Here is an 11,564-nt window from a genome sequence, read left to right as displayed (position 1 = left end):
GAGGCACAGGCTCAAGAGGAGGCTTCCCATGGACCTATGGCAAATGGTCGTGTCGGATCACGCGAATATCGAGGAGCTCTGCCGCGAGGTGCTGAGGGCCACGGGCACCGGGCCGAACAGCCGCGCCGAACTCTTTGCCGATCTACAGGACGAACTGGAGCGGCACATCGCGGCGCAGCAGAACGTGCTTTACCCCGCCCTGTCCCACCACGAACGCACCGCCAGCTACGTGGCCGATCTCGAGCGCAAGCAGGACGAGATCCTGCGCCAGGTCGACGAACTGGCCGCAAGGCGCAACAAGGACAGCCATGACTGGGCCATGGACTTCAAGGACCTGACCGGCTCCATCCGTCATGCCTTCATGCTTGAAGAGAACGGCGTGATGATTGTCGCCCGCGGGGTCTTCCCCCCGAGCGAGCTCAAGAGCCTGCAGCGGGATTATGAGCGCGAGCGGATTGCTGCTTACGAATCCAGCCGCTGGCACATGCCGCAGGCGATGATGCCGAGCCGCTACGGCCTGCCCACCGGCACCGTTTTCGGCGTGCTCGCCGGTGTCATGGCCGTCGGCGCCGGAGCTCTGCTGTGGAGCATGAACCGGACAGGCTCCATGGGCTCGCGGCGGAGCCAGCCCATGCGGCCGGCGCCCCGCCGTCCCGAAGCGCCATTCCCGCTGGAGGGCGGCGTGATCGACCGCAGCCTCGAAGGCTCTCGCCGCGGCGGCATGGGGCAGGGCACCTCCGGGGTGCGAACCTATGCCGGAGCCGGCGCAGCATCGGCAGCCGGGGCCGCTTCGAACTCCTCCAGCCGGATGAGCGGCCAGACAGGGCAGGGAGCCTCGCAGGCCGATGACGCCCTGCTGCATGGGGCAGGCGGCGGAACCTCGCCGACGGCCGGCGGCAGTCCCTCGGACGACAATTGGTTCTCATCGGCCAACCCGCCGCGCGCACCCTCGGGCCTCTCGACACCGCTGCAGCCGGGTGGAACTCTTCCCGCTGGCGGTCCGGCCTCCTCTGCCGGTACCGTCGGCACCGGCGGTGCACAGACGGGTGGTGTGGATTCAGGCGGAATGAAGAGGGGCGGTGTGTAAAGCAAACCTGGGGAAGCGCAGGAGGCAGCTTTTCCCCAGTCGTTCTTTTGGCGAAGCAGCGTTACTTCGAGAAGCCCGCGTCCCCCAAGGATGCGGGTTTTTCGCGTCAGGTTTGGCGCTTGCTCTTGGTGAGGTACCGGATGGGGTCGTTCGACACCTTATGAACGCTCGCTTCCTATCCAGTCATCAGGCCGCCTATGGGTCTGGCATGCGCAAGTCGCAGAGGACCGGTGATGAATGCGCCATGCGACATTGAGCGCTATGTCATAGGAATGCTTGTGAAAAGCATGGGAATCTTTGTATGGATGGGGCAAGGGTGTCCCTGATGAGGAGCACACCAGACCCATCCTCATGATCCCTGTCTTTGCCGGTGCGGACAGGCTGCTCCCTGGAGGCCTCCGATGTCCGTAACCGCCACTGTAAACTCCGAGGGTGTTCTCGTTCTGCAAGGAAGCACATCGGATCTGCTGACTGTCAGATTCACCTCTCAAACCACGGTAGAAGTGGTCCTGATGGTTGGTCGGACGTCCACACCCATCACTGTGGTCAATGCAAACATTCCGGTCCTGTCGATTGATGCTGGAGGCTTGTTCGTCAGTGCAACTGGCACGCTTTCGGTGGAGGGCACGGCGGTCGGCGATGTCATGAAGATCACGCCAGCGTCCGGTTTCCCGACGCAGGTTCGTGGACTGGGAGGGCCGAATTCCCTTGTCATCATCGATGATGGCGACGCCATCGCCAATGAAGTCTATGCGCGAGACTTCTCCACGCTGACGGGCAGTGCCGGTGTCGACGTGGTGAGTGTCTCTCCCAGCGGTTCATCGTTGACGGTGACCGGAGGCGTGGAAACGCTGAACCTCAATGGTCTCCTGAGCGACGTCGTCCTCGGAGTCGGGGACGACACGATCACGATCAACTCGATCTCCGGCAGCATGGCTTATAGGCTCGACGGGGGCACAGGGCTGAATAGGGTCACGTTTGGCGATCTCGACATCAATCATCGCATTCGCAATGTCGAATTCGTCATTGCGGGTGCCGGCAATGATGGGATCAGGGTTGAAACCGAGGCTGATGTCTTCGGTGGCGCAGGGACGGACAGCATCACAGGCTCTACCGGCAAGGACACCCTCAATGGCGGCGCGGGAAGCGATACGCTCGCTGGGGGCGGCGGACAGGATCTTTTCAGGGGCACGGCGAGCGAGTTGAGCGGCGATACCATCACCGATCTCGCCGTCAACGAGAGCATCCTTGTCGTCGATGGGATTACCGGTGCCATGACGGCACTTCTCGTGGGCAACCGCCTGCTCATCGATCCTGATGGCATGAGTGGCGCTGCACCCATGGTCGAGGTCAATCTCGACAATGCGCCGGCCGGACGAGTCGGGATCAGCGGACAGACGATCACGCTTCATGCCGACATGACGCCACCCTCCGTGACAATTGCTGCGTCTGCGCCGCTGGTCGCAGGTCAGCCCAGCGCCTTGACGTTCACCTTCAGCGAAGCGGTCCAAGGCTTCTCGCTTGCCGATGTAACGGTTGTGAACGGGAGCTTGTCCTCCCTGACACGGGTGAACGCCAAGACCTACGCGGCAACCTTTGTGCCGGCGGGGGCGGGATCCGCCGGATTGCTCGTCGCAGCCGGATCCTATGAGGATATGACCAACTTTGCCGGAGCGGGCGCTTCGCTCGTCGTGGACGTCAGCCCACCGCCGCCGGTGCTGACTCAGACCGGGTCCGCCGCGGCTGATCGGGTGATTGGCGCAGCCTGGACCGAAACATTGTTTGGCCTTGATGGTCATGACACGATCAGTGCCGGTGAGGGCCAGGATACGATTTGGGGCGGTGCCGGTGGCGACGCTCTCACCGGAGACCTGGGCGACGATGTGCTTTGGGGCGAAGCCGGCAGTGATACGATCGATGGAGGCTGGGGAGATGACCTGCTCTCCGGCGCCACCGAGAAGGACAGGCTCTACGGCGGTCTAGGCAACGATACGCTCTGGGGCGGCGCGGGCAGCGATACCTTGAGAGGTGACGACGGCAAGGATGTGTTCGTCTTCGACACCAAACCGAACAAGAGCACAAACCGAGACGTTATCGTCGACTTCGCGGTCAAGGACGACTCGATCTGGCTCGACAACGTGATCTTCGCCAAGCTCGGAAAACTCGGAACAGAGGCGAAGCCTGCGCTACTGAAGAAAGACTTCTTCACCATCGGCTCCAAGGCGAAGGACAAGAACGACTACGTGATCTACGACAAGGCCAAGGGCGTGCTGCTCTACGATGCCGATGGCTCGGGCAAAGGTAAGGCGGTGGAGTTCGCCACTCTCTCCAAAGGCCTTGCCATGACCTACAAGGACTTCTTCGTCATCTAAGACAGCTCGACCACTTCTAAGCATCGGCTTCCGGTCGAAGGTTCCTGCGCCCCGATTGGAAGCTAAAAATCCTTGTTTTCCACCAAAAATCCTGCCTTCAGCCCGAAATCTTAACTGTCCGGTAACCATAACGGGCGCCGAATAGATTTCATTCCGTTGCGTAAGAAATCGCGACAGCTCGATCCGCCTCCGCTCTCCGAACAAGTTCTGCGGTTCCCCGGAGAACCTGCTGGTGATGCCGTCGCAACAATGATCCTGAAGGGTAGGAGAACCAAGGATGGCGAAAGTTCTTGTGGTGACATCGGGCAAGGGGGGCGTCGGCAAGACGACTTCCACAGCGGCCCTCGGCGCGGCGCTGGCCCAGTCGGGACAGAAAGTGGCGATGATCGACTTCGATGTCGGCTTGCGCAACTTGGATCTGATCATGGGCGCCGAGCGCCGAGTGGTGTACGACCTGATCAACGTCATCAAGGGCGATGCGAAGATCGAGCAGGCGCTAATCAAGGACAAACGCATCGAGACGCTACACCTGCTGCCTGCTTCCCAAACCCGCGATAAGGACAACCTCACGGAAGAGGGCGTGGAGCGCGTCATCAACGGGTTGCGCGAAAAGTTCGACTGGATCATCTGCGACAGCCCGGCAGGTATCGAGCGCGGCGCAACGCTCGCCATGCGTCATGCCGATGTCGCCGTCGTGGTGACCAACCCGGAAGTCTCCTCCATCCGCGATTCCGACCGCATCATCGGCATGCTCGATTCAAAGACCGAGAAGGCGGAGAAGGGCGAGCAGGTAGAGAAGCACCTGCTGCTCACCCGCTACGATGCGGCCCGTGCGCAGCGCGGCGAGATCCTGAAAGTGGAGGATGTGCTCGAGATCCTGTCGATCCCGCTGCTCGCCATCATCCCGGAAAGCACCGAGGTGCTGCGCTCCTCCAATCTCGGTGCGCCGGTGACGCTCGGCAGCCCGAACTCCGCGCCGGCCCGCGCCTATCTCGACGCCGTGCGCAAGCTGCAGGGCGAGACTCTCGTCGAAGTGCAGAAGCAGCGTGGCCTGTTCAGCAAACTCTTCTCACGGAGGGCCGCATGAGCCTCTTCAACTTCTTCAAGCGCAACACAACATCCGCGCCCGTCGCCCGCGAGCGTCTCCAGGTTCTGCTGGCACATGAGCGCACCATAGTCGGGGGCGGCGAGTCCGATCTCGTGGCCATCCTGCGCGAGGAGATCATGGCAGTGATCGCCAAGCACATGGCGGTGCCGCAGGACAAGGTGCAGATCAAGATGGACCGGGGCGCCTCCGTGTCGACCCTCGAGGTCGACATCGAGATCCCGGCGACCGTTGCGGGCCTGCGCCCGGCCGCCTGAATGTTCCGATCGCAGGCTGCGCTGTGCAGCCTGCGATCCTTCTTCTATACTCGTCATCCGCGATCCCGCCCCACCCGGAGGTGCCTCATGGATGACAATGGCTGGCCCGAACTCTCGTATCCGGCCTGGCGCGACACGGCCACGACCCTGCAGCTCTGGACCCAGATCGTCGGCAAGATCCGGCTGGCGCTGACGCCTTGGCTCAATCACGGCTGGCATGTGCCACTCTATGTCTCCGCACGTGGCCTGACCACTTCGCCTGTGCCCATCGGCCGCGAGATTCTGGAAATCGAGTTCGACTTCATCGCTCATCGCCTGCTTGTGCGCACCAGCCGCGGTGATGAACGCATGCTGCCGCTCCGGCCGCAGAGCGTCGCCGCGTTCCATGCCGATCTCCTCGGCCTCCTCGATGAGATAGGCATCACGGTCTCGATCAACGAGATGCCGAACGAGGTGCCGAACCCGGTCCGCTTTTCGCATGATCACGAGCATGCGTCCTACGATGCCGATGCGGCTTATCGCTTCTGGCGCGTGCTGGTGCAGGCCGATCGGGTGTTCAAGCTCTTCCGCAGCGGCTTCCTGGGCAAGGTCTCGCCGGTGCATTTCTTCTGGGGCAGCTTCGATCTTGCCGTCACGCGCTTTTCCGGACGCGACGCCGCGCCTCATCCCGGCGGCGTGCCGGGGCTGCCCGATGCGGTCACCCGCGAAGCCTATTCCCATGAGGTCTCGAGCGCCGGCTTCTGGCCCGGCAGCGACGCCTATCCTCAGGCCGCCTTCTATTCCTACGCCTACCCCGAGCCGCCGGGTTTCCGCGACGCGGCCGCCTCGGCAGGCGCAGAGTTCGATCCTGCTTTAGGGGAGTTCATCCTGCGCTATGACGTCCTGCGCCAAGCGCCCGATCCTGATGCGATGCTGCTCGATTTCCTGTCCTCCACCTATGCGGCGGCGGCCGATGCAGGGCAATGGGATCGTGCAGCTCTCGAATGTCCCTTCGGCGCACCTGCGCGCGTGCGCAATGTCTGAAATCATCGCTTCGAAAGGTGATGACGTTGCCAAAGCCGGCGTCATCCGGCAAAAACCGCGGATCTATCCCGAATTGCCGTTGATCCGGTGAAATCCCGGCAGATTGCCACGTCTGTGCCACATCCCGCCTCTAGCCCTAGACCTGCATGTGAAGAGACGGCCCTCGTTTCCTGCATGCACGCTCATCAAGAGTGGAGCATCCACCACGAGTAAAGGTGCGAGGACCCCATGCAGATCGGCGACTTGTCTCGAACCCGCCATTCTCACGAACAGGGTGAGAATGCAGCCTTTCAGGCACTGCGCATTCTCCTGGTGATCGGCTTCATGACTGGCGGATTGCTGGCCCTGTGGCTGTCCGCAGGCAGCAGCGCTTCCACGGGCGGCATGGTCGCCGCCGCACCGCCGCAGATCTTGGCGGGCGAACAGCAGATTGCGGAACTGCCAAAGCGCGCCGAGCGCGTGCAGGTGGCCGATGCGGGTCCTGCCGAAACCCTCGCATTCTCAGGCTCGCCGGCGGAAGCGGGTTATAGGCCAGCGTCCGGCTCGCAGGCCTCTGTCCCTGCGCCCACAACCGATCCTTCGCCGGCCGCCGGTGAAAAGACATCCGCCGCTCTGACGTCTGTTGGGGAAGCCTTCGGCAAACCCGAACAGACAGTAGCCGTTTCGCCCAGCGACATCGACATGACGGGTGCTGTGGCCAGGCAAGCAGGCCTCGCGGAGCCCCTGCGCCCTCAGAGCCCGGCCGGTGATCGGGTCGATCTCAACCGAGCCTCCTTCGAGCAGCTGAACGCCCTTAGAGGTGCGGGCCTCCTCGGCCGTGCGATCGTCAGGGGGCGGCCTTACAGGTCCGTCGATGATCTGGTGAAGAAAAAGGTCATGCGCCGCGCGGTCTTCGAGAAGATCAAGGATCAGGTGACAGTGCAGTAAAGGTTAGGAGTGGCTGCGCCTCCCGGCACTTCCACTATGTCGAAAGCGCCTCCCCCTGACATGTGCTCCATGCGCCTGGGCCGGAGAACGACGCCTGCGTCAAGGAGGTGCCGCTAGCCCCATTGTCACCGGCGAGGAGGGCGCTACAAAACATCAAAGCGTCGCCATTCCCAGCATAGACAGAGCCCATGCCTTTTCGATCCGTTCCGGACCTGTCCTTCATGCCAGGGCTTGCCGCACTCATCATCATGAAGGGAGGGGCTGTCTCCCATTGCCGCTCCAGTCAGGTCGCGCTCCACGAGGATTGTCTCCCGCGCGAGCGATTTCCCGGCAACGGGCCTGTTCGGAACGAAGTTCGAGGCGATGGACAGTAGAACCCCATCATACCCCGATTTCCTCCGGGACGGTGGCGAGGCGGGGGCGCTGATCCGCAGCCATGACTGGGCGAGCACGCCCATTGGGCCGATTTCCGGCTGGCCCCAGAGCCTGAAGACCACCGTTGGCCTGATGCTGCGTTCCCCGATCCCGATGGTCCTGCTGTGGGGCGAGCATGGGGTGATGATCTACAACGATCCCTACTCGCTCTTCGCTGGGGGGCGCCACCCGCGGCTTCTCGGCTCGAACGTGCTGGAGGGCTGGCCGGAGGTCGCCGATTTCAATGCTCGCGTGATGAAGGTCGGCATGGCGGGAGGAACCCTCTCATTCCGGGATCAGGAACTGACCCTGTACCGGAACGGGGTACCCGAGCAGGTGTGGATGAACCTCGACTACTCTCCCGTGATCGACGAGAGCGGCCAGCCGGGGGGCGTGCTCGCCATCGTGGTGGAAACCACCGCCCGGGTGAGCATGGAGGCGGCCCTGCGCGACAGCGAGACACGCCTGCGCGGCGTGCTCGACGGCATGGGGGAGAGCTTGGCGCTCATGGATAGGGATTTCCGCATCGTCGACATGAATGCGGAGGCCTTGCGTCTCGAGGCACGGCCGCGTGAGGAGGTGATCGGCAAGACCCACTGGGAAGCTCACCCAACGGCCGATCCGGCTCTCGGCGAGATGTTCAAACAGGCCATGGCGACCAAGAAGCCTGTCGAAATGAAACATCGCTATGTCTGGCCGCATGGCCGGGTGAGCTGGATCTCGATGCACGCCTATCCTGTCGGTGAGGGCCTCGCGGTGTTCTACGGCGACGTCACCCAGCAGGTGGAGGCCGAAGAACGTTTGCGGGAGAGCGAGGAGCGCCTGCGGCTCATGGCCGATGCCGTGCCGCAGATCGTCTGGGTCACCGATGCCGAAGGAAACGCCGAGTTCTTCAACCGTCAATGGTTTGAATACACCGGCTCGGCCGACAATCCCGCCGGCGCGGCCCAAGTCTCGGCGGATTTTGTGCATCCGGATGATCAGGCTGCCACAATGCAGGCTTTCGAAGAGGCCCGGAGCACAGGCGGCATCTTTGAGGTCGAGCATCGCATCCGCTCGAAGGAGGGGAACTATCGCTGGTTCCTCGTGAGGGCAGAGCCCTACCGCGCTCCTCGCAATGGTGAGATCGTGCGCTGGTTCGGCGTTTCCATTGATATCCACGACCGCTGGGTCGCGCAGGAGCATCAGCAGCTCCTCATCAATGAGCTGAACCACCGGGTGAAGAACACGCTGGCCACCGTGCAGTCGGTGGCATCGCAGACGCTGCGCAATGCGGAGTCCACGGAACAGGCCAAGGAGGCTCTGGAGGCCCGCCTCTTCGCCCTGTCCCGCGCTCATGACGTCCTGACCCGCGAGAACTGGGAGGGCGCGGACCTGTATGACATCGTCGAACAGGCGGTGGCGCCTTATTCGAGCCGTGGCGAGGATCGCCTGCACCTCGAAGGCGCAAGGGTTCGCGTGCCGCCCCGGATGGCCCTGGCACTCGCCATGGCGCTGCAGGAGCTGGCGACCAATGCGGTAAAGTACGGTGCCCTGTCGAACGAGACAGGCGTGATCAGGATCACCTGGAGCGTGCAGCCGGACGATTCCAGGCCGCGTCTGCATCTCACATGGGAGGAAAGCGGAGGCCCTGCCGTCCGGCCGCCGTCGCGGCGGGGATTCGGCTCGCGGCTAATTGAGCGAAGCTTATCGCAGGATCTCGACGGCACGGCCCAGATTGCCTTCCCGGCTACAGGCGTGATCTGCATCGTGGATGCGCCGCTGGCCTAGTGTGAGCGCGACTTAATCTTCGAAGCGGCTCGTGGCGTCACGATTACGGTCGTATCGTCTTTTGACCGGAAAGGGCGGCAGCCAGGACTCGCGACGCACGGTCCAGAGTTCATAACTGGGCATCAGCTGGTCAGGAGCATCCAGGGAGCCCAGGTTCACTTCGATTTCATCAGCAGATCGTGCGAAAACGGATGACCCGCAGCGGGGACAGAAAAACCGCCCCGCATAATCGCGTGTTTCGCCCTGGATCGTCACCGCAGCTTCAGGGAAAATCGCGGAGGCGTGGAACAGAGCCCCATGATGTTTGCGGCAGTCGAGGCAGTGACAAATGCCGACCCGGTATGGAGCGCCCGACGCGACAATGCGGACATCTCCGCACAGGCAGCCACCGGTGAAACGGTCCATGTGCGTCTCCTGAAGGTTCACGCAAACGTTTGTGCGTGAAAGACGCCGCATGGGAGCGCGGCGCCTCTCTTGCTGTTGCCGTGATCAATTGGCCTTGGCGGCCTTGACCGGGTCCTTGACGTTCGGGATCGTGGCGAACTCTACGTTGTAGAGCTCCCCGTTCACCCGCTCGACTTTCCGCACATAGATGTTCTGGATGATGTCGCGGGTCTGCGGGTCGATCGACACCGGCCCGCGCGGGCTGGTCCAGCTCATGCCCTTCATGGCGTCGATCAGCGCCTGGCCGCCCTGACCGTTGGTCTTCTTCAGACCCTCGTAGATCAGGTGCATGCCGTCATAGCCGCCCACCGCCATGAAGTTCGGCCGCGTCCCGTTGCTGGCCCTCTTGAACGCTTCCACGAACGCCTTGTTCTCAGGGCTGTCGTGGGCCACCGAGTAATGGTGCGTGGTGATCGCGCCCAGTGCCACATCGCCCATGTTATTGAGCACTTCGTCATCGGTGACGTCGCCGGGGCCGATCAGCTTGATGCCGCTCTTGTCGAAGCCGCGCTCCACGAACTGCTTCATGAATTGCGCGCCCTGACCTGCGGGCACGAACACGAACAGCGCGTCGGGCTTGGCGTCGGCGACCTTCTGCAGGAAGGGCGAGAAGTCGGGATTGGCCAGCGGCACCCGCAGGTTCTCAACCTGACCGCCCGCCTTGGTGAACACACCCGAGAAGGCTTTCTCGGAATCGATGCCGGGGCCGTAATCGGAGACCAGGGTCACGACCTTCTTGATGCCGTTCTTGAAGGCCCAATCTCCCATGGGCTCGGTGGCCTGCGGCAGGGTGAAGCTGGTGCGTACGATGAACGGCGAGGCTTCCGTGATCGTCGCCGTGCCTGCCGCCATGACGACTTGAGGCACCTTCGCCTGAGTGGCCAGTGGCGCAGTGGCGAGCGCCAGCGGCGTGAGGCCGAAGCCCGCGAGCACATTCACCTTCTCATTGACGATGAGATCCTGGGCGATGCGCTTCGTCGTGTCGGCGACACTGCCGTCATCCTTGACCACGAGCTCGATCGTCTGCCCCGCGACCGTATTGCCCTTCTGCTGCATGTAGAGCCTGGCACCCATCTCGACCTGGCGACCGATGGCGGTGAAGGGTCCTGTCAGCGGCAGGATCAGGCCGATTTTAACCGTCTGCTGCGCCTGCGCGCCCGAGACGGCTGCCATGAGCGCAGCGGCGCCTGCGGCGAGAATGAGGGTTCTGCGGTGCATCGTTGTTCCTCCCTGTATGTTGTTCCCGTTTTGGTACAGGATGAACAACGATATCTTGTCAGCCAATGGATAAAGCAAGCACGAGATTAGACGAATCGAACATCCCGGGCGCTTCCGGTCACGGTCATGCGAGGGATTGGGTGTCCCCGTCGATGGCGATGGCCTGACCCGAGATCGTCCGCCCGCGGGGCGAGCACAGGAACACGATCTGGTCGGCAATCTGCTGCGGCGTCACGGCCTTTCGCAAGGAAACATTGCGCAGAAGCTCGTTCTCCATGTCCTCGTAGCTGATCCCGCGGGCCTCAGCCTTGCTGCCGATCACGCGGCGGATCCGGTCTCCTTCCACGACTCCAGGAAGGATCGCGTTGACCCGGATCCCGAGCGGCCCCAGCTCCATGGCGAGAGTCTTCGTGAACCCCACGGCTGCCCATTTCGCCGCCGAGTAGGGAGAGCGCAGGGGAAAGCCGAAACGGCCTGCCGCCGACGAAAGATTGATAATGGAGGCATTGTCGCTCTTCTGCAGGTGCCGGACGGCCAGACGGGCGCAGTTGAACTGCCCCGTGATGTTGACCGCAAGAGTCCGGTCCCAATCCTCGGGATCGACCTCATCCACCCGCGCGGTCGGGCCGGCGATGCCCGCATTGTTGACGAGAACATCGAGGCCGCCGAGAACTTGGAGAGCCTCGTCGAAAAGACGGGCCACATCCGAACGCTTGGCGACGTCGGCACGGGAGCGGGTGACATCCGGATCGCTCGCCGCCAGAGAGGCGAGCGCCGCGTCGTCGACATCACAGACATGCACCTTGGCGCCCTCGCGGACGAAGCTTCTGGCGATCTCCAGGCCAATGCCTGCGGCACCGGCCGTTACGAGAACGCGCAAACCTTTTATGGCCAGATCCATGGCATCCTCTTTCGTCACGGAAGCGCAAAAGCAATAGGGCCAGGAT

At 62.8% G+C, this 11,564-nt stretch carries 10 protein-coding genes; 7 read left to right on the top strand and 3 right to left on the bottom strand.

Annotated elements, in window-relative coordinates; translation table 11 throughout:
* The first annotated feature begins 28 nt into the window (after positions 1–28).
* The 7 genes from FHR70_RS10120 (at position 29) to FHR70_RS10090 (ending at position 8,955) form a co-directional block, all read left to right on the top strand.
* Positions 29–1,087, top strand: coding sequence for a hemerythrin domain-containing protein (locus FHR70_RS10120; RefSeq protein WP_183449656.1), 1,059 nt, complete (start codon positions 29–31; stop codon positions 1,085–1,087).
* 512 nt (positions 1,088–1,599) lie between these two features.
* Positions 1,600–3,459: an Ig-like domain-containing protein gene (locus tag FHR70_RS10115; RefSeq protein WP_183449654.1), complete on the top strand. Its 1,860-nt coding sequence runs from the start codon at positions 1,600–1,602 to the stop codon at positions 3,457–3,459.
* A 277-nt stretch (positions 3,460–3,736) separates the two neighbouring features.
* Positions 3,737–4,546 (top strand): septum site-determining protein MinD, encoded by an 810-nt coding sequence (gene minD / locus FHR70_RS10110; protein WP_183449652.1) that lies wholly within the window; start codon positions 3,737–3,739, stop codon positions 4,544–4,546.
* Positions 4,543–4,821, top strand: a complete 279-nt coding sequence (minE, locus tag FHR70_RS10105; protein ID WP_183449650.1) for a cell division topological specificity factor MinE — start codon at positions 4,543–4,545, stop codon at positions 4,819–4,821. Before minD ends, minE begins: the two co-directional genes overlap by 4 nt.
* Before the next feature lie 87 nt (positions 4,822–4,908).
* Entirely contained in the window at positions 4,909–5,844 is a 936-nt protein-coding gene (locus FHR70_RS10100) for a DUF5996 family protein (RefSeq protein WP_183449648.1), read from the top strand.
* 228 nt (positions 5,845–6,072) lie between these two features.
* Positions 6,073–6,771: a ComEA family DNA-binding protein gene (locus tag FHR70_RS23965; RefSeq protein ID WP_246407997.1), complete on the top strand. Its 699-nt coding sequence runs from the start codon at positions 6,073–6,075 to the stop codon at positions 6,769–6,771.
* Positions 6,772–7,134: 363 nt separating this feature from the next.
* Entirely contained in the window at positions 7,135–8,955 is a 1,821-nt protein-coding gene (locus FHR70_RS10090) for a PAS domain-containing sensor histidine kinase (protein ID WP_183449646.1), read from the top strand.
* 12 nt (positions 8,956–8,967) lie between these two features.
* Here FHR70_RS10090 and FHR70_RS10085 read toward each other — a convergent pair whose 3' ends face one another.
* The 3 genes from FHR70_RS10085 to FHR70_RS10075 form a co-directional block, all read right to left on the bottom strand.
* Entirely contained in the window at positions 8,968–9,360 is a 393-nt protein-coding gene (locus tag FHR70_RS10085) for a GFA family protein (protein ID WP_183449644.1), read from the bottom strand.
* Between the two features lie 84 nt (positions 9,361–9,444).
* Positions 9,445–10,617 carry an ABC transporter substrate-binding protein gene (locus FHR70_RS10080; protein WP_183449642.1) on the bottom strand — a complete coding sequence of 391 codons (1,173 nt, stop codon included), beginning with the start codon at positions 10,615–10,617 and terminating at the stop codon, positions 9,445–9,447.
* A 124-nt stretch (positions 10,618–10,741) separates the two neighbouring features.
* The gene (locus FHR70_RS10075; protein WP_183449641.1) at positions 10,742–11,518 is read right to left on the bottom strand and encodes an SDR family oxidoreductase; all 777 of its coding nucleotides are present in this window, start codon (positions 11,516–11,518) and stop codon (positions 10,742–10,744) included.
* Positions 11,519–11,564: the final 46 nt, after the last annotated feature.

This window comes from Microvirga lupini (assembly GCF_014191055.1).
Taxonomy (GTDB): Bacteria; Pseudomonadota; Alphaproteobacteria; order Rhizobiales; family Beijerinckiaceae; genus Microvirga; species Microvirga lupini_A.
This window is presented reverse-complemented; position numbering and strand designations above follow the sequence as displayed.